Source organism: Streptomyces lunaelactis, assembly GCF_003054555.1.
Classification (GTDB): domain Bacteria; phylum Actinomycetota; class Actinomycetes; order Streptomycetales; family Streptomycetaceae; genus Streptomyces; species Streptomyces lunaelactis.
The window spans coordinates 4,446,717-4,464,303 of record NZ_CP026304.1; the positions used below are offsets into that span (position 1 = coordinate 4,446,717).

The window sequence follows — 17,587 nt, forward strand, 5'->3', positions numbered from 1 at the left end:
GTGCCGTGACCATGACTGACACTTCCACCCGCTTCCGCGAGTTCAAGATGCCCGATGTGGGCGAGGGACTCACCGAGGCCGAGATCCTCAAGTGGTACGTCCAGCCCGGTGACACGGTGACGGACGGCCAGGTCGTGTGCGAGGTCGAGACGGCGAAGGCGGCCGTCGAGCTGCCGATCCCGTACGACGGCGTGGTGCACGAGCTGCGCTTCGAGGAGGGCACGACCGTCGACGTCGGCACGTCGATCATCACGATCGATGTGGCGCCGGGCAGCGGTGACGCGGCCCCGGCCGCTGCCGAGCCCGCCGCTCCGGCCGTCGAGGAGGAGGCCAAGCCGCAGGGCCGTACGCCGGTCCTCGTCGGCTACGGCGTCGCCGAGTCCTCCACCAAGCGCCGCGCCCGCAAGGGGACGCCGGCCGTTCCTGAGCAAGCCGCGCCGCAGCCCGCCGCCGCGGCGATCCAGGCCGAGATGAACGGCCACGGCGGTACGGGTACGGCCACCGCGGCCCGCCCGCTCGCCAAGCCCCCGGTCCGCAAGCTCGCCAAGGACCTGGGCATCGACCTGGCGACGGTCACGCCGACCGGCCCCGACGGCGTCATCACGCGGGAGGACGTCCACGCCGCGGCCGCTCCGGCACCGGCGCCCGTACAGCCGGCGCCCGTACAGCCCCAGGCGGCCCCGGCCGAGCCGGTGGCAGGCGTGCAGCCCGCGCCCGTCGCGGCGGGTGCGCGGGAGACGCGTATCCCGATCAAGGGCGTACGGAAGGCCATCGCCTCCGCGATGGTCGGCAGCGCCTTCACCGCGCCGCATGTCACGGAGTTCATCACGCTCGATGTGACGCGGACGATGAAGCTGGTCGACGAGCTCAAGGCCGACCCGGACATGGCGGGGCTGCGGGTCAATCCGCTGCTGCTGATCGCCAGGGCGCTGCTGGTCGCGATCAGGCGCAACCCTGAGGTCAGTGCCGCCTGGGACGAGGCCAATCAGGAGATCGTGCTCAAGCGGTACGTCAACCTGGGCATCGCGGCCGCCACACCGCGGGGTCTGATCGTCCCGAACATCAAGGACGCGCACGACAAGACGCTGCCCGAACTGGCAGCCGCGCTCGGTGAGCTGGTCTCCACGGCCCGCGAGGGCAAGACGACCCCGGTGGCGATGCAGGGTGGCACGGTGACCATCACCAACGTCGGCGTCTTCGGCGTCGACACCGGTACGCCGATCCTGAACCCCGGCGAGTCCGCGATCCTCGCGGTCGGTGCGATCAAGCTCCAGCCGTGGGTGCACAAGGGCAAGGTCAAGCCGCGCCAGGTCACCACGCTCGCGCTCTCCTTCGACCACCGTCTGGTCGACGGCGAGCTGGGCTCCAAGGTGCTGGCGGACGTCGCCGCGATCCTGGAGCAGCCGAAGCGACTGATCACCTGGGCCTAGACGGGCTCGGCTCACAGCACGAGGTCCCGTGACGCGCATGGCGTCACGGGACCTCGTGCGTGTGGGTGGGGCAGGATCAGTCGCGCTGGGCGCCTTGCGGCAGCTCGCGCAGCCGCATGGTGCTCGCGGTGCTGGAGCCGAAGCCGTAGTCCAGCATCTTCGCGGCGTCCGTGTAGCGGTTGGAGTCGTTCAGGACGACGCCGATGAGGGTCTTCGTGCCGCGGGTGGCCGCGAAGACGAGGCAGGGGCCTGCCGGCGTGTTCGTGCCGGTCTTGATGCCGTTGGCGCCGCTGTAGGAGCCCAGCAGGGTGTTCGTGTTGTACCAGGTGTACGTGCGGGTGCCGCCGGTGCTCGTCGTCGCGGCGGCCTTGTACGACGTTGCCTTGACCACGGCGCGGAAGTTGACGTTGCCCATCGCGTAGCGGGCGATCTTCGCCAGCTCGCGCGGGGTGGTGTAGTTGTTGCCCGTCGACGAGTTTCCGTCGAAGGAGTCGAACTTGGTGTTCTTCAGACCGAGTTCGGTGGCCTTCGCGTTCATCTTGGCGATGAAGGACTGGGTGCGGGCGGTGCGAGTGGTTCCGGTGCCGAAGGTGTCGGCCAGGGCCATCGCCGCGTCACAGCCGGAGGGCAGCATCGTTCCGTACAGCAGCTGGCGGACGGTGAGCACGTCACCGCTGCGCAGATCGGCCGTGCTGGCGCCCTTGGCGACGACGTAGTCGCGGTACGCCTGCTTGGAGGTCACCTTGCGGTTGAGGTCGAGGCCGGGGGTGGAGAGCACCACGGCGGCCGTCATGATCTTCGTCGTACTCGCCAGCTGGCGTCGGGTGTCCGCGGACTTGTTGTACAGCGGCGTGCCGTTGGAGCTGAGCATCATGTACGCGCCGCCGGCGGAGACGGTCGGCGCGGTGGCCGCCTGGGCAGGTGCGGCCAGGGGCGAGGCGGTCAGCAGGACGCCGGTGGCGAGGGTGACCGCGGCGGCTCTGCGCACGCCCGTGAAGCTGTATGTCAAGGGAAACGCTCCGAGTTCGCGAATGCGCTGAAAAAGGACGTCTGTGGGGCCAGAGGGAAACGAGTGCCCTGCAACGAGACTCGTCAGGGCAGCAGAAGGATGTACGGATCCCGAAAAGTTGTCCGCGTTCTGCATCGTGGTCGGGATTTCCAGATGTACCCCTCTTGTATCTAAGCTGTGCGCATGCCCGCCGCACCCGCCGCCGAACGCGTCTACACCCACATCAAGCAGGCTGTACTCGACCGCCGTTACGAGGGAGGCACCCTCCTCACCGAGGGCGAACTGGCCGACGCGGTCGGCGTATCGCGCACCCCCGTCCGCGAAGCGCTCCTCAAGCTCGAGGTCGAGGGACTGATCAAGCTCTACCCGAAGAAGGGCGCGCTCGTGCTCGCCGTCTCCGCGCAGGAGATCGCGGATGTGGTCGAGACCCGGCTGCTGGTCGAGGAGCACGCCGCGCGCAAGGCCGTACCGGCGTCGCCGCGCCTGCTCGCCCGGCTCGAAGAACTGCTGGAGCAGCAGAAGCGGCAGGGCGAGGAGGGCGACCTGGCCGCCGTCGCGGTCACCGACCGGTGTTTCCACGCCGAGATCGTGCGCAGCGGAGGAAACGCGATCCTCTCCCGCCTCTACGACCAACTGCGCGACCGGCAGCTGAGGATGGGCGTCGCCGTGATGCACTCCCACCCCGACCGGATCACCAAGAACGTCGCCGAGCACAGCGAGATCCTTCAAGCCCTGCGCGCCGGCGACCCGGACGCGGCCGCCGCACTCGTCCACCGCCACGTCGGCTGGTTCAGCAACCTGGCGCGGGGCGAGGTCCGATGAGCGCCACCGCCGTCCCGCTCCCCGGCGATCCACCCGGCGGCCGCCGTGCCGCCACGGTCTGGGGCGTCGGTGTCGCCGTCTACTTCGTCGCCGTCATCTTCCGTACGAGCCTGGGCGTGGCCGGACTCGACGCCGCCGACCGCTTCGACGTCAACGCCTCCGCCCTCTCCACCTTCTCCATCCTCCAGCTGCTGGTCTACGCCGGAATGCAGATACCCGTCGGCCTGATGGTCGACCGGCTCGGCACGAAGAAGGTCCTCACCCTCGGCGTCATCCTCTTCACCGTCGGGCAGCTCGGTTTCGCCCTCTCCCCCTCGTACGGCACCGCCCTCGCCTCGCGCGCGCTGCTCGGCTGCGGCGACGCGATGACCTTCATCAGCGTGCTGCGGCTCGGCTCCCGCTGGTTCCCCGCCCGGCGCGGACCGCTCATCGGGCAGGTCGCCGCGCTCTTCGGGATGGCGGGCAATCTCGTCTCGACCGTCTTCATCGCCCGGATGCTGCACGGCCTCGGCTGGACCGCCACCTTCGCGGGCAGTTCGGCGGCCGGACTGGTCGTCCTGGTCCTGCTGTTGCTCTTCCTCAAGGACCACCCCGACGGCCACGAGCCCCCGCCCGCCCAGCACGCGGGCTCCGCCTTCGTACGGAAGCAGATCGCCGAATCCTGGCGGGAGCCCGGCACCCGGCTCGGTATGTGGGTGCACTTCACCACCCAGTTCCCCGCCATGGTGTTCCTGCTGCTGTGGGGGATGCCGTTCCTCGTCGAGGCGCAGGGCCTGTCGCGCGAGACCGCCGGCGAGCTGCTGACACTGGTGGTGCTCTGCAACATGGTGGTGGGGCTGGTGTACGGGCAGGTCATCGCCCGGCACCACGCGGCCCGTGCACCGCTCGCCCTCGGCACGGTCGGAGCGACCGCGCTGCTGTGGGCGGCCACCCTCGTGTACCCCGGCGACCAGGCACCGATGTGGCTGCTGATCACACTCTGCACGGTGCTCGGGGCGTGCGGGCCCGCGTCGATGATCGGGTTCGACTTCGCCCGCCCGGCGAATCCGCCCGAGCGTCAGGGCACCGCCTCCGGAATCGTCAACATGGGCGGTTTCGTGGCCTCGATGACGACGCTGCTGGCCGTCGGGGTGCTGCTGGACGCGACGGGGGACAACTACCGGATCGCGTTCTCATCGGTGTTCGTACTGGAGGCGCTGGGGATCGGGCAGATCCTGCGACTGCGGGCACGCACGGTACGGCGGGAGCGGGAGCGGCTGGTGGCGAGCAGGGTGGAGGCCGTGCACGTACCGGCGTGAGCGGGTGGCGCGGAGTCTCCCCCGCGCCCTCAGCGCCCCCTGTACGTCCGCCCTACTGGGTGACCGCGAACTCGCGCAGAATCGCCGCGGCCAGATCGGCGTCCCCGTCCACCTTGACCCGGTCCTGCACCGCGCCCGCCCGCACCCGCCCGCAGGCCAGCCGGTAGAAGGTCTCCCAGTCCAGCGCGAGGGTCACCAGCGGTCCGAGCGAGGGCGCGCCGTCGACCGTGCCGCGGCCGTCCGCGTCCACCCGCACCGTACGCAGGAACTCGACCGGGCCGTGCACATCGAAGACCACGGCCGAACTCGCCGGGGAGCCCGCGTCCTTGGCGACCACCTTCGGCAGGGCATCGAGCAGAAGGTCACGGGTGATGTACGCGCCGGGGGAGTCGAGATTGCCGGGCCTGCCCAGCGCGGCGCGCAGATCCTGCTCGTGCACCCAGGTGTCGAACGCGCGTGCCCGCATGGCGGTTTCGAGCGTCTGCTCGGTGCCGAGCGGAGCACGGACCATGGTGCCGGGGCGGCGGTTCTCGTTGCGCAGCTGACGGGCCCGGCGGATCATCGTGTACTCGAGCTCGGAGGTCATCTCCGGCGCCGTGTGGTGACGGCGCACATCGACCTGCATCTCCATGTAGCGCGCGAACTCGTTCTGCACATGGTAGAGATCGCGCGGCAGCGTATGGATGGGCCGCGGGTCGCCGAGCATCTCGCACTCCATGCCGATGACGTGCGAGACGACATCGCGCACCGACCAGGCGGGACACGGCGTCGGCCGGTTCCACTCGCCTTCCACGAGCGGCTGCACCAGCTCTGCTATCGATTCGATGGAGTGGGTCCAGGCGTCGGCGTAGGTCTGGAGGCTGGGATGGACGGTCACGGGACCCCTCGGCGGTTCTGCGGTACGCGGGCTGGGCTGCTGCTGACTCTGGCACTGCTGGGCTGCGTGGGAGGCTCGGCAGCCAAGTTACGCTGTCGCTGGGCACGCTGGCAGTGCTTTCGTGTGACGATCGTAGGCCCGCGTTGACGACTCGAATGCCAGGACGGTGGTAGTGTGCGCGCCTCGCTCCTTCAGATCGCAGTAGACCCGGACGAATCAGTCAATTCCCGTAGGCGGCGGGTTGCTTCGCTCGTACGGGAACAGACGGGCGTCGATCTGGTGGTCCTCCCCGAGCTGTGGCCGACCGGAGCCTTCGCCTACCAGTCGTTCGCCGATGAGGCCGAGTCGCCGACGGGACCGACGTACGAGGTGCTGGCGAAGGCGGCGAGCGACGCGGGGGTCTGGGTGCACGGGGGGTCCATCGTCGAGAGGGCCCCTGACGGGACCCTCTACAACACCTCCCTGGTCATCTCCCCCGCCGGTGAGCTGGTCGGCACCTACCGGAAGATCCACCGCTTCGGCTTCGACAAGGGCGAGGCGGTGATGATGGGCGCGGGCGAGGCGCTGGTGACCGTGCCGCTGCCGGGGCTCGTCCTCGGCCTGGCCACGTGCTACGACCTGCGCTTCCCCGAGCTGTTCCGGGGCCTGGTGGACGCCGGCGCGCAGCTCTTCGTCGTGCCGGCGGGCTGGCCGGCCCGCCGCCGCGAACACTGGACCCTGCTGGCCCGCGCCCGCGCGGTGGAGAACCAGGCGTATGTCCTGGCGTGCGGCACGGCAGGCACCCACGCCGGGGTCGAGCAGGCCGGCCACAGCATCGTGGTCGACCCCTGGGGAGAGGTGCTGGCGGAGGCGGGCGCGGAGGAAGAGGTGCTGACGGTGGAGCTGGACGCGTCGAGGGTGGCGTCGACGCGGGAGCAGTTCCCGGTGCTCAGGGACCGCCGCCTGGGCCTCGCGAACCCGCCCCGGAAATGAGCCCCGTCGGCGTGAGGCGCGGGGCTCGGGGCGGAGCCCCGAAATCACAGGGCCTAGTCGTGGCCTAAGCGGTGTCGGGGAGGTCCGGGTGGGTGAAGGAGCGGGTCGAGGGCCGAGTCTGGCAAGGCGGAGGAAGGAGTCCACGCGGAGCGTAGGCGACTGACGACAACGCAGCCAGGCGACAGCCATCGGCCCGCGACGCCGCCCGGACTTCCCCGGGGCCGCTCAGTCGTCCTCCCGTTCCTTCTCCGACATGCGGATCACGCACACCGCGACCGCGATCATGAGCGCCGCATCCGCGTCCTCCCGGACGACATTCACCGCGTACGTCTCCCGCACCCGGAACCACTGCCGGGAGACGTGCGCCAGCAGCTCGCCGTCGTACTCGACCGTGAACTCCCGGTCCAGGATCCGGCCGCTGACATCGAGTTCCGTGCCCTCGACGAGCGTCACGCGGTAGTGGTTGCGCAGCAGTGACAGCCGCTTCTTGCGGACGGTGGCGAGCGGCCCGTCGTCCCGCTCGATGGTCATCGTGTCCCGCAGGCTGAACATCTTCTGGCGCAGGGTGATCAGGACCGTCCCGGCCGGATCCTTGAGCTCCAGGGTGTCGCGCAGCCGCAGCGCCTTGCCGTCGACGAGGAAGGCGTGGCGCCCGTTCTCGTCCTCGATCCAGTAGTCGTCGCCGATCGCGAAGATCTTGTCGCGTACCAGGTATTTCATGGCTGGAATGAGTACCCCGCTCCGTGCTGTTGGATGAGGGTATGGCGACACGTGCACGCGTTCGGGCCCCTGAGCTGATCGGCAAGGGCGGCTGGCTCAACACAGGCGGTAATCAGTACACCCTTGCTGACCTGCGAGGACGCATCGTCGTTCTCGATTTTTGGACATTTTGCTGCATCAACTGTCTGCATGTCCTGGACGAGCTGCGTGAGCTCGAGGAGAAGCATCGGGACACCGTCGTGATCATCGGCGTGCACTCGCCGAAGTTCGTGCACGAGGCCGAGCACCAGGCCGTCGTCGACGCCGTCGAGCGCTATCAGGTGCACCACCCCGTTCTCGACGACCCCGAACTCGCCACCTGGAAGCAGTACGCCGTACGGGCCTGGCCCACCCTCGTCGTCATCGACCCCGAGGGCTATGTCGTTGCCCAGCACGCGGGCGAGGGGCATGCCCACGCCATCGAGAAGCTCGTCGAGGAGCTCGAGGCCGCGCACGCCGCGAAGGGCACCCTGCGGCGCGGCGACGGGCCGTATGTCGCGCCCGAGCCCGTCGCCACCGATCTGCGCTTCCCCAGCAAGGCCGTGCTGCTGCCCTCCGGGAACTTCCTCGTCTCCGACTCCACCCGGAATCAGCTGGTCGAGCTGGAGCCGGACGGCGAGAGCGTCGTACGGCGGATCGGCGACGGCCGGTTCAACGAGCCGCAGGGCCTCGCCCTGCTGCCCGACGGGCGGGTCGCGGTCGCCGATACCGTGAACCACGCCATCCGGGCGTACGACCCGGAGACCGGCGTGATCGAGACGATCGCGGGCACCGGCAGGCAGTGGTGGCAGGGCTCGCCGACCAGCGGCCCCGCCCTCGAGGTCGCGCTGTCCTCGCCGTGGGACCTGGCCTGGTGGGGCGACAGGCTGTGGATCGCGATGGCGGGCGTCCACCAGCTGTGGAGCTACGACCCGGCGGCCGGGACGGTCGAGGTCGCGGCCGGGACCACCAATGAGGGGCTCGTCGACGGTCCTGCGGCCGAGGCGTGGTTCGCGCAGCCGTCCGGGCTCGCGGCGACCGAGGAGCGGCTGTGGATCGCCGACTCGGAGACCTCTGCGGTGCGCTGGATCGACCGTGACCTGGTGGTGCACACGGCCGTCGGCACCGGCCTCTTCGACTTCGGGCACCGGGACGGCGCCGCCGACCAGGCGCTCCTCCAGCACCCCCTGGGCGTCACCGCGCTGCCCGACGGGTCGGTCGCCATCAGCGACACGTACAACCACGCGCTGCGGCGCTTCGACCCGGCGACCGGTGAAGTGACCACGCTGGCAACGGACGTGAGGGAGCCGAGCGGTGCGGTGCTGGTCGGCGACGACATCGTGGTCGTCGAGTCGGCCCGGCACCGGCTGACCCGGCTGCGGCTGCCGGAGGAGGCGGTACGCGTCGAGGCCGTCGCCCACCGCACCCGGCGCGCGGCCACCGAAGTCGCCCCGGGCACACTCCGGTTGGACGTGGTCTTCCAGGCCCCGGCCGGTCAGAAGCTCGACACCCGGTACGGTCCTTCGACCCGGCTGCTCGTCTCCTCGACGCCGCCCGAGCTGCTGAGGGGCGGCGACGGCGCGGGCAGTGATCTCTCGCGCGAGCTGGAGATCGACCCGGCGGTCACCGAGGGCGTACTGCATGTCTCGGCGATGGCGGCGTCCTGCGACGACGATCCGGCTGGGGGCACCTCCCGGTCGGAGACTGGGGGAGAGTATCCGGCCTGCCATGTGCACCAGCAGGACTGGGGTGTTCCGGTGCGGGTGAGTTCGGACGGGGTCTCGCGGCTGCCGCTCGTCCTGGCGGGGATGGACGAGGCGTAGCAACGACGGCTGGGGCCGCTCGTTTGACGAAAGACGCTAGTGGAACAGGCCCTGTTTCACGGGCTGTCGCCCGGCCGCGCCGTCCAGGCAACCGTCCACCCACAGGCCCGGGTCGTACGACGCCTTCAGCCCGCCCTGCCCGGCGGCCTGCAAGCGCTCGCAGCCACCGGCCAGGAGGGCAATCGTCTCCTGGCCGGTCGGGTCGTACTGCCTGATGCGGTTGCCCTGGATGAAGCCCGCCTCGTAGGCGACGTCCTTCGCCCACGGCGGCCGTTCGTTGTGCCGCTGGATCACGAGCCAGCAGCCGGCGAACAGGATCGCGGCCACCGAGGCGAGCGCGAGGGACAGCGTGCGGCGCGACGGACCCCGGTGGTGCACGTCGACCGTCTGATGACCAAGCAGAACCATGGTCATCAGCGTGGCGTGCGCCTGCTTTCGCGGATGTTTCGCAAGCAGGCCGGCCTGTTGAGGGACTTGGGGTACTTCAGCTCTCCAGGAACGCCGTCAGCGCGTTCGCCAGCAGATACGGGTCGTCCGCGCCGCACAGCTCACGCGCGCTGTGCATCGACAGGATCGCGACGCCGATGTCGACGGTCTGGATGCCGTGCCGGGCGGCGGTGATCGGGCCGATGGTGGTGCCGCACGGCATCGCGTTGTTCGAGACGAACGTCTGCCACGGCACGCCGGCCTTCTCGCAGGCCGCGGCGAAGAGGGCCCGGCCGCTGCCGTCGGTGGCGTACCGCTGGTTCACGTTGACCTTCAGGATGGGGCCGCCGTTGGCACGCGGGTGGTGCGTCGGGTCGTGCCGCTCGCCGTAGTTGGGGTGCACGGCGTGCCCGGTGTCGGAGGAGAGGCAGACCGTGCCGGCGAAGGAGCGCGCCCGGTCCTCGTAGCTGCCGCCGCGCGCGAACACCGAGCGCTCCAGCACCGATCCGAGCAGCGGGCCCTCCGCGCCGGTGTCCGACTGTGAGCCGTTCTCCTCGTGATCGAAGGCGGCGAGCACGGGGATGTACTCAAGCTCCGGCGATCCGGAGACCGCGGCGAGCGCCGCCGTCCCGGCGTGCACGGACAGCAGATTGTCCATCCGCGGCCCGGCGACCAGCTCACGGTCGCGGCCGAGGTAGGCGGGCGGCTCGATGGAGTGCACCATCAGGTCCCAGCCGGTGACCTCGCCCTCGCCGACCCCCGTCTCCTGCTCCAGGAAGCGGATCAGATCGCCTTCCTCGACGTCGCCGAGGCCCCAGATCGGCTGCATGTGCTTCTGCCGGTCGAGCTTGAGCCCGTCGTTGGCCTGCCGGTCGAGGTGGATCGCCAGCTGCGGTACGCGCAGCAGCGCCCGGTCCACGTTCACCAGCCGGTGCGAGCCGTCGCGCAGGCTGAGCCGCCCGGCGATCCCGAGGTCGCGGTCGAGCCAGGTGTTGAGCAGCGTCCCGCCGTACACCTCGACGGCGATCTGGCGCCAGCCGTACGAACCGGTGTCCGGGAGCGGCTTGACCCGCAGATTGGGGGAGTCGGTGTGCGCTCCGACGATCCGGAAGGGGGTGTGGGCCTGGGCGCCCTCGGGCACGTACCAGGCGATGATCGCCCCGCCGCGCAGCACGTACTTGCCGCCGACGGTTCCGTCCCAGGCGTCCGTCTCCAGGACCTGGCGGAAGCCGGCCTTCTCCAGCCGCTCGGCGGCGGCGGCCACCGCGTGGTACGGCGAGGGTCCGGCCGTCAGGAAGGACATCAGGTCGTCGGTGTGCGCGCGGTCGAAGCGGGGCGATGTGCTCATGGGGTTCACCTTAACGAGGGGCGCGCGCCGGGCGCGTACAGAAAAAGGCGGCCTGCCCCCGGCAGGGGCAGGCCGCCTCTCAGACAGTTCTCGGACAGTCGGCTCTCGGACAGTCCGAGTGACTAGAACGCCGCCTCGTCCAGCTCCATCAGGGAGTTGTCGACGGTCTCGGCGAGCGCGCGCTCGGCCGAGACGCCGGGCAGGACGTTGGCGGCGAAGAACTTCGCGGCCGCGATCTTGCCCTGGTAGAACGGCACGTCCTTGGCGGACGCCGTGGGCAGCTTCTCCGCCGCGACGGCCGCACCACGCAGCAGCAGGTAGCCGACGACGACATCGCCCGAGGCCAGCAGCAGGCGGGTGGTGTTGAGGCCCACCTTGTAGATGTTCCTGACGTCCTCGCCGGTGGCGATGAGGTCGTTCGTCATCGTGCCGACGATCGCCTCGAGGTCGACGGCGGCCTTGGCGAGCGCGTCGCGGGCCGGGGCCAGGTCGTCGCCGCCGGTGCCGACCGCCAGGAACTTCTTGATCTCCTCGGAGAGGGAGTTCAGTGCCTGGCCCTGGTCGCGGACGATCTTCCGGAAGAAGTAGTCCTGGCCCTGGATGGCGGTGGTGCCCTCGTAGAGGGTGTCGATCTTGGCGTCCCGGATGTACTGCTCGAGCGGGTACTCCTGGAGGTAGCCGGAGCCGCCGAAGGTCTGCAGCGACTGGGCCAGCTGCTCGTACGACTTCTCGGAGCCGTAGCCCTTCACGATCGGCAGCAGCAGGTCGTTCAGGGCGACGAGCGCCTTGGCGTCCTCGTCCGCGGCCTCCTTGACGGCGATCTCGTCCTGGACGGAGGCGGTGTACAGCACGAGGGCGCGCATGCCCTCGGCGTACGCCTTCTGCGTCATCAGGGCGCGGCGCACGTCCGGGTGGTGGGTGATGGTGACCTTGGGCGCGGTCTTGTCCGCGAAGTTCACCAGGTCCTGGCCCTGGACGCGCTCCTTGGCGTACTCCAGCGCGTTGAGGTAGCCGGTGGAGAGGGTGGCGATGGCCTTCGTGCCGACCATCATCCGGGCGAACTCGATGATCATGAACATCTGGCGGATGCCGTCGTGCTTGTCGCCGATCAGCCAGCCCTTGGCGGGGTGCTGGTCGCCGAAGGTCATCTCGCAGGTGTTGGAGGCCTTGAGGCCCATCTTGTGCTCGACGTTCGTGGCGTAGACGCCATTGCGCTCGCCCAGCTCGCCGGTCTCCCAGTCGAAGTGGAACTTCGGCACGAGGAAGAGGGACAGGCCCTTGGTGCCCGGGCCGTGGCCCTCGGGGCGCGCCAGCACGTAGTGAAGGATGTTCTCCGACATGTCGTGCTCACCGGAGGTGATGAAGCGCTTCACGCCCTCGATGTGCCAGGAGCCGTCCTCCTGCTCCACAGCCTTTGTGCGGCCCGCGCCCACGTCCGAGCCGGCGTCCGGCTCGGTGAGGACCATGGTGGAGCCCCACTGCTTCTCGACGGCGATCTCGGCGACCTTCTTCTGCGCCTCGTTGCCCTCGGTGAAGAGGATGCCGGCGAAGGCGGGGCCCGAGGAGTACATCCAGATGGCCGGGTTCGAGCCGAGCAGCAGCTCCGCGTACGACCAGATCAGGGAGCGGGGGGACGTGGTGCCCCCGATCTCCTCGGGCAGGCCGAGGCGCCAGTACTCGGAGTCCATGAAGGCCTGATAGCTCTTCTTGAAGGACGCGGGGACGGGCGCGGTGTTGGTCTCCGGGTCGAAGACCGGGGGGTTGCGGTCGGCGTCCGCGAAGGACTCGGCGAGCTCGTTCTCGGCGAGGCGCGCGACCTCGTCGAGGATGGTCTTGGCGGTGTCGACGTCCATCTCCGCGAACGGGCCGGTGCCGTACAGCTTGTCGCGCCCGAGGACCTCGAAGAGGTTGAACTCGATGTCGCGGAGATTCGACTTGTAGTGCCCCATGGCGACGGCTCCGTAAGGATCGATCAACAGGTGCGGCGCAAAGCGCCTCGTTGAGGGGTGGTGGTCGGGCGACGGGAGGGAGGATCTCTCATCCACGTACCAGTAAGTAGCTACGATGATGCTACCCGTCGGTAATAAGATGCAACCCCCGGAGGGTCATCTGTGACGCAGTAGGCTCGTGGGTCATGTACGGCTACGACCAGAATCCGGGCGCCCAGCAGCAGCAGTACGTGCCGCAGCAGCCCTCCTACGGCGAGCAGCCGCTGTACCCCGAGCCGTCGCCGCCCTCCCTCGCCGACGCGGTGCGGGCCTTCACCACCGTGTCGCTCTCCGCCGAGGACTTCCAGCAGATCTTCGCCACCTCGAAGGTCTACTGCCCGCGCGGTGACAACCCCGGCTTCCTGGCGCTGCACAACACTCAGCAGCCGGTCATCCCGATGTTCACCTCGCTCAAGGAGCTGCGCAGGTACGCGGGCAAGGAGTCCAAGTACTTCGTGATCACCGGGGCCGAGGTGATCGACCTGCTGCCGACCGGGTACGGCTTCGTCCTCGACATGGAGGGCGATCACCGGATGGTCTTCGACGCGAAGGCCGTGGAGCAGATGGTCGACTTCGCGATGAGGCGGATGTACGGCTAGGCGCATGTGCGGCTGACGGCGGTCCTGTGGGCGCCCGGGGGGAATTCCTCCCGGGCGCCGCGCGTTCCCGGTGGCAAGATGTTCAGTCTTCAACTAAACTGGACGCACAAGGAGGTCCGTCATGCCTGCAGTGACTGTCGAGAACCCGCTCACCCTGCCGCGCGTCTCCGCGCCGGCCGAGGCCGTGCCGCGCCCCGTGCTCGCCGTGACCACGGCGCCGGGGGGCTTCGAGGGGGAGGGCTTCCCGGTGCGACGCGCGTTCGCCGGGATCAACTACCAGCACCTCGACCCGTTCATCATGATGGACCAGATGGGCGAGGTGGAGTACGCGCCCGGTGAGCCGAAGGGGACCCCGTGGCATCCGCACCGGGGCTTCGAGACAGTCACGTATCTGATCGACGGAACCTTCGTCCACCAGGACAGCCACGGCGGCGGCGGAACCATCCGCAACGGCGACACCCAGTGGATGACGGCGGGCTCCGGCCTGCTGCACATCGAGGCTCCGCCGGAGTCGCTGGTCATGTCCGGCGGTCTCTTCCACGGGCTCCAGCTGTGGGTGAACCTGCCGGCGCGCGACAAGATGATGGACCCCAGGTACCAGGACATCCGCGGCGGCCAGGTCCAGCTGCTGACCTCGTCCGACGGAGGCGCGCTGCTGCGGATCATCGCGGGTGAGCTCGACGGGCACGAGGGTCCCGGCATCACGCACACCCCGATCACGATGATCCACGCGACGCTGCGGCCGGGCGCGGAGGTGACCCTCCCCTGGCGGGAGGACTTCAACGGCCTGGCGTACGTCCTGGCGGGACGCGGCGCGGTCGGTACGGACCGGCGGCCGGTCCACTCCGGCCAGACGGCGGTGTTCGGCAAGGGCTCGTCCATGACGGTACGGGCGGACGAGTCGCAGGACTCCAACGCTCCGGACCTGGAGGTCGTGCTGCTGGGCGGGCAGCCCATCCGTGAACCGATGGCGCACTACGGCCCGTTCGTGATGAACACCCGCGAGGAGCTGCAGCAGGCCTTCGACGACTTCCAGAAGGGTCTGCTGGGCACGATCCCCTCCGTACACGGGATGTGAGCGCACAGGGCTGAGGGACCCCCGTGGGGACGGCCGGGGCGGGGCGCCTGATGGGGCGTCACCCTCCTGGCCGCGGTGGGCAGGGCGACGCGGCGTCCGCCGTGGTCGGGTGGGGTCTGTGCAGACCCTTCTTCCCGAGCACGCGAAGCGGCTTGCCGCCTGGTGCACGGTCGCACTGCTGGTGGCGGGGGTGGCTGCGGTCGGGGTGTGGCTGGTCATCACCTTCAAAACGGCGGTCACGCCCGTGCTCCTGGCGATCCTCGGGACCGCACTTCTGGGGCCGTTCTACCGGCGTCTCGTCAAGATGAAGGTGCAGAGGTCCCTCGCCGCCGGGCTCACCTGTCTCGCCGTGCTTGCCGTCTTCGGCGGGGCCACGTACATCGTCGTCAGCGCGCTGGTCGAGACCGGCGACCAGATCGTCGCCTCGCTGCGGCAGGCCGCCGAGGATCTCGCCAGGAACTTCGGGGCCGCCGGGACCTCGTTGGACGATCTCGCGGCCAATGCCAAAGATCTGCTGGGGAAGTTCGGCGGGACCGCCGCGTCCGGGGTGATCAGTGGACTGAGCGTGGTGGGCGAGCTGATCGCCACCGCCGTGCTGGCACTGGTGCTCGTCTTCTTCTTTCTGCGGGACTCGGACAGGGCCGCGGGCGCTCTCCGGTCCCTCGCGCCGCGCGCCACCGGGGACGTCGTGGTGGCCATGGCGCGGCGCGCCTTCGAGGCCGTCGAGGGGTACATGCGCGGAACCACCCTCATCGCGCTCATCGACGCCGTCTGCATCACCATCGGGCTGCTGATCCTCGACGTCCCCGGCGCCGTCGGGCTCGGTGCGCTCGTCTTCGTCGGGGCGTACATCCCCTACCTCGGAGCTTTCATCTCGGGCGCCGTCGCCATCCTCGTCGCCCTCGCCGACCGCGGGTTCGTGATCGCGCTCTGGGCGCTGGGAGTGGTCGTCGCCGTGCAGTTGCTGGAGGGGCATGTGCTCCAGCCGATGATCCAGAGCCGTACGGTGCAGATGCACCCCGCCGTCGTGCTGCTGGCGATCACCGCGGGGGCGTCCGTCGCCGGAATTCTCGGGATGCTCCTAGCCGTACCGCTCACCGCAGCCGTGTTCGGGGTGATCGGCGAGCTGCGTACGCGCTACTCCCCGGCGCCGGAGCCGGGCTCCTCAGGGGCCGCTTCCGGGGCGTCCGACTCGTAGATCTCGAACCAGACCGATTTCAGAGACGGCGACCCGCAGCGCCTCCTCCGTGGAGCGGGGTGATGACGTGCCGGGGCCTGCCTCTGGCCCTTCGTCGCGAGTGGCATGTCTATGCCAATGAGCCAGGCGGGGGCCGGGCGGTAACCTTGCAAGCGTTGTGCCCACCCCTAACCGCTAAGACTGGATGAACGACGATGCATCGGTACAGGTCCCACACCTGCGGCGAGCTCCGCGCCTCTGACGTCTCCTCCGACGTCCGGCTGAGCGGCTGGCTGCACAATCGCCGAGACCTGGGCGGCATCCTCTTCATCGATCTGCGCGACCACTACGGCATTACGCAGCTCGTCGCCCGCCCCGGCACCCCTGCCTACGAGGCGCTCGACAAGGTGAACAAGGAGTCGGTCGTCCGCGTCGACGGCAAGGTCGTCTCCCGCGGCGCCGAGAACATCAACCCCGAGCTGCCCACGGGCGAGATCGAGGTCGAGGTCTCCGCTGTCGAGCTGCTGAGCGCTTCGCAGCAACTGCCGTTCCAGATCAACACGGACGACGGGGTGGGCGAGGAGCGGCGCCTGGAGTACCGCTTCCTCGACCTGCGCCGCGAGCGCATGCACCGCAACATCATGCTGCGCTCGGCCGTCATCGCGTCGATCCGCTCGAAGATGGTCGCGCTCGGCTTCAACGAGATGGCCACCCCGATCCTCACCGCGACCTCCCCCGAGGGCGCGCGCGACTTCGTGGTGCCCTCCCGCCTCAACCCGGGCAAGTTCTACGCGCTGCCGCAGGCCCCGCAGCAGTTCAAGCAGCTGCTGATGATCTCCGGCTTCGACCGCTACTTCCAGATCGCGCCCTGCTTCCGCGACGAGGACGCCCGCGCCGACCGCTCGCCGGGCGAGTTCTACCAGCTCGACGTCGAGATGAGCTTCGTCGAGCAGGAGGACGTCTTCCAGCCGATCGAGAAGCTGATGACCGAGCTCTTCGAGGAGTTCGGCGACGGCCGCCACGTCACGTCGCCCTTCCCGCGGATCCCGTTCCGCGAGTCGATGCTCAAGTACGGCAACGACAAGCCGGACCTGCGCGCCAAGCTGGAGCTCGTCGACATCTCGGACGTCTTCGACGGCTCGGAGTTCAAGGCCTTCGCCGGAAAGCATGTGCGCGCGCTGCCGGTGCCGGACGTCGCCTCGCAGAGCCGCAAGTTCTTCGACGGCCTCGGCGACTACGCCGTAGAGCACGGCGCGAAGGGCCTGGCCTGGGTGCGCGTCGGCGAGGACGGTTCGCTGACGGGCCCGATCGCCAAGTTCCTCACCGAGGAGAACGTCAAGGTTCTCACCGAGCGTCTCTCCCTCGCCCCCGGCCACGCGATCTTCTTCGGCGCGGGCGACTTCGACGAGGTCTCGAAGATCATGGGCGCGGTCCGCGTCGAGGCCGCCAAGCGCGCCGGCCACTTCGAGGAGGGCGTGTTCCGCTTCTGCTGGATCGTCGACTTCCCGATGTACGAGAAGGACGAGGAGACCGGCAAGATCGACTTCTCGCACAACCCGTTCTCGATGCCGCAGGGTGGCCTTGAGGCCCTGGAGACCCAGGACCCGCTGGACATTCTGGGCTGGCAGTACGACATCGTCTGCAACGGCGTCGAGCTGTCCTCGGGCGCGATCCGGAACCACGAGCCCGAGATCATGTTCAAGGCGTTCGAGATCGCGGGGTACTCGAAGGAGACCGTCGAGCACGAGTTCTCGGGCATGCTCCGCGCCTTCCAGTTCGGCGCCCCGCCGCACGGCGGCATCGCCCCGGGTGTCGACCGCATCGTGATGCTGCTGGCCGACGAGCCGAACATCCGCGAGACGATCGCCTTCCCGCTCAACGGCAACGCGCAGGACCTGATGATGGGCGCCCCGACGGAGCTGGACGAGTCGCGGCTGCGCGAGCTGAACATCGCGCTGCGCAAGCCGGTCGCCAAGTCGGGCGACTAGGCCGTACGCGAGTA

15 protein-coding genes are annotated in these 17,587 nt (G+C 69.4%); 9 read left to right on the forward strand and 6 right to left on the reverse strand.

Going from position 1 to position 17,587, the window contains the following annotated elements; translation table 11 throughout:
• Window positions 1–11: 11 nt before the first annotated feature.
• Window positions 12–1,430 (forward strand): dihydrolipoamide acetyltransferase family protein, encoded by a 1,419-nt coding sequence (locus SLUN_RS20410; protein WP_108154850.1) that lies wholly within the window; start codon window positions 12–14, stop codon window positions 1,428–1,430.
• A 76-nt stretch (window positions 1,431–1,506) separates the two neighbouring features.
• On the opposite strand, the gene SLUN_RS20415 is transcribed toward SLUN_RS20410, so the two are convergent.
• Window positions 1,507–2,439, reverse strand: coding sequence for a D-alanyl-D-alanine carboxypeptidase family protein (locus SLUN_RS20415; RefSeq protein WP_254710214.1), 933 nt, complete (start codon window positions 2,437–2,439; stop codon window positions 1,507–1,509).
• Window positions 2,440–2,622: 183 nt separating this feature from the next.
• Between SLUN_RS20415 and SLUN_RS20420 the strand changes: the two genes are divergently transcribed.
• On the forward strand, window positions 2,623–3,261 hold the full coding sequence (locus SLUN_RS20420; protein ID WP_108154851.1) for a GntR family transcriptional regulator: 639 nt from the start codon (window positions 2,623–2,625) through the stop codon (window positions 3,259–3,261).
• Complete coding sequence (locus tag SLUN_RS20425) at window positions 3,258–4,559, forward strand: MFS transporter (protein WP_108150378.1); 1,302 nt, start codon at window positions 3,258–3,260, stop codon at window positions 4,557–4,559. Before SLUN_RS20420 ends, SLUN_RS20425 begins: the two co-directional genes overlap by 4 nt.
• A gap of 52 nt (window positions 4,560–4,611) precedes the next feature.
• Here SLUN_RS20425 and SLUN_RS20430 read toward each other — a convergent pair whose 3' ends face one another.
• Window positions 4,612–5,436 (reverse strand): maleylpyruvate isomerase family mycothiol-dependent enzyme, encoded by an 825-nt coding sequence (locus SLUN_RS20430; protein WP_108150380.1) that lies wholly within the window; start codon window positions 5,434–5,436, stop codon window positions 4,612–4,614.
• 174 nt (window positions 5,437–5,610) lie between these two features.
• On the opposite strand from SLUN_RS20430, the gene SLUN_RS20435 reads away from it, so the two are divergent.
• Entirely contained in the window at window positions 5,611–6,408 is a 798-nt protein-coding gene (locus SLUN_RS20435) for a carbon-nitrogen family hydrolase (RefSeq protein WP_108150382.1), read from the forward strand.
• A 225-nt stretch (window positions 6,409–6,633) separates the two neighbouring features.
• Here the strand turns inward: SLUN_RS20435 and SLUN_RS20440 are convergent, their stop codons facing one another.
• Window positions 6,634–7,128, reverse strand: a complete 495-nt coding sequence (locus SLUN_RS20440; protein ID WP_108150384.1) for an LURP-one-related/scramblase family protein — start codon at window positions 7,126–7,128, stop codon at window positions 6,634–6,636.
• A gap of 41 nt (window positions 7,129–7,169) precedes the next feature.
• Here SLUN_RS20440 and SLUN_RS20445 point away from each other — a divergent pair, with 41 nt between their 5' ends.
• Window positions 7,170–8,969, forward strand: a complete 1,800-nt coding sequence (locus SLUN_RS20445) for an NHL domain-containing thioredoxin family protein (protein ID WP_108150386.1) — start codon at window positions 7,170–7,172, stop codon at window positions 8,967–8,969.
• Window positions 8,970–9,005: 36 nt separating this feature from the next.
• Here the strand turns inward: SLUN_RS20445 and SLUN_RS20450 are convergent, their stop codons facing one another.
• From SLUN_RS20450 to SLUN_RS20460, 3 genes are all read right to left on the reverse strand, one after another.
• Complete coding sequence (locus SLUN_RS20450) at window positions 9,006–9,377, reverse strand: hypothetical protein (RefSeq protein WP_254710256.1); 372 nt, start codon at window positions 9,375–9,377, stop codon at window positions 9,006–9,008.
• A gap of 76 nt (window positions 9,378–9,453) precedes the next feature.
• Window positions 9,454–10,743 (reverse strand): M18 family aminopeptidase, encoded by a 1,290-nt coding sequence (locus SLUN_RS20455; protein WP_108150389.1) that lies wholly within the window; start codon window positions 10,741–10,743, stop codon window positions 9,454–9,456.
• Window positions 10,744–10,865: 122 nt separating this feature from the next.
• Window positions 10,866–12,692, reverse strand: a complete 1,827-nt coding sequence (locus SLUN_RS20460; protein WP_108150391.1) for an acyl-CoA dehydrogenase — start codon at window positions 12,690–12,692, stop codon at window positions 10,866–10,868.
• 185 nt (window positions 12,693–12,877) lie between these two features.
• Between SLUN_RS20460 and SLUN_RS20465 the strand changes: the two genes are divergently transcribed.
• The 4 genes from SLUN_RS20465 (at window position 12,878) to aspS (ending at window position 17,573) form a co-directional block, all read left to right on the forward strand.
• Window positions 12,878–13,330, forward strand: a complete 453-nt coding sequence (locus SLUN_RS20465; protein WP_108150393.1) for an SseB family protein — start codon at window positions 12,878–12,880, stop codon at window positions 13,328–13,330.
• A 121-nt stretch (window positions 13,331–13,451) separates the two neighbouring features.
• Window positions 13,452–14,408 carry a pirin family protein gene (locus SLUN_RS20470; protein ID WP_108150395.1) on the forward strand — a complete coding sequence of 319 codons (957 nt, stop codon included), beginning with the start codon at window positions 13,452–13,454 and terminating at the stop codon, window positions 14,406–14,408.
• A 118-nt stretch (window positions 14,409–14,526) separates the two neighbouring features.
• The gene (locus tag SLUN_RS20475) at window positions 14,527–15,606 is read left to right on the forward strand and encodes an AI-2E family transporter (RefSeq protein ID WP_309239302.1); all 1,080 of its coding nucleotides are present in this window, start codon (window positions 14,527–14,529) and stop codon (window positions 15,604–15,606) included.
• Window positions 15,607–15,800: 194 nt separating this feature from the next.
• Window positions 15,801–17,573 (forward strand): aspartate--tRNA ligase, encoded by a 1,773-nt coding sequence (aspS, locus tag SLUN_RS20480; protein ID WP_108150399.1) that lies wholly within the window; start codon window positions 15,801–15,803, stop codon window positions 17,571–17,573.
• The last annotated feature ends 14 nt before the right edge of the window (window positions 17,574–17,587 follow it).

What these genes read in the sequence shown, in the direction of transcription:
- SLUN_RS20410 (WP_108154850.1), top strand. Translation starts at nt 12, where the DNA reads ATGACTGACACTTCCACCCGCTTCCGCGAGTTCAAGATGCCCGATGTG.
- SLUN_RS20420 (WP_108154851.1), top strand. Translation starts at nt 2,623, where the DNA reads ATGCCCGCCGCACCCGCCGCCGAACGCGTCTACACCCACATCAAGCAG.
- SLUN_RS20425 (WP_108150378.1), top strand. Translation starts at nt 3,258, where the DNA reads ATGAGCGCCACCGCCGTCCCGCTCCCCGGCGATCCACCCGGCGGCCGC.
- SLUN_RS20440 (WP_108150384.1), bottom strand. Translation starts at nt 7,128, where the DNA reads ATGAAATACCTGGTACGCGACAAGATCTTCGCGATCGGCGACGACTAC.
- SLUN_RS20445 (WP_108150386.1), top strand. Translation starts at nt 7,170, where the DNA reads ATGGCGACACGTGCACGCGTTCGGGCCCCTGAGCTGATCGGCAAGGGC.
- SLUN_RS20450 (WP_254710256.1), bottom strand. Translation starts at nt 9,377, where the DNA reads ATGGTTCTGCTTGGTCATCAGACGGTCGACGTGCACCACCGGGGTCCG.
- SLUN_RS20455 (WP_108150389.1), bottom strand. Translation starts at nt 10,743, where the DNA reads ATGAGCACATCGCCCCGCTTCGACCGCGCGCACACCGACGACCTGATG.
- SLUN_RS20460 (WP_108150391.1), bottom strand. Translation starts at nt 12,692, where the DNA reads ATGGGGCACTACAAGTCGAATCTCCGCGACATCGAGTTCAACCTCTTC.
- SLUN_RS20465 (WP_108150393.1), top strand. Translation starts at nt 12,878, where the DNA reads ATGTACGGCTACGACCAGAATCCGGGCGCCCAGCAGCAGCAGTACGTG.
- SLUN_RS20470 (WP_108150395.1), top strand. Translation starts at nt 13,452, where the DNA reads ATGCCTGCAGTGACTGTCGAGAACCCGCTCACCCTGCCGCGCGTCTCC.
- aspS (WP_108150399.1), top strand. Translation starts at nt 15,801, where the DNA reads ATGCATCGGTACAGGTCCCACACCTGCGGCGAGCTCCGCGCCTCTGAC.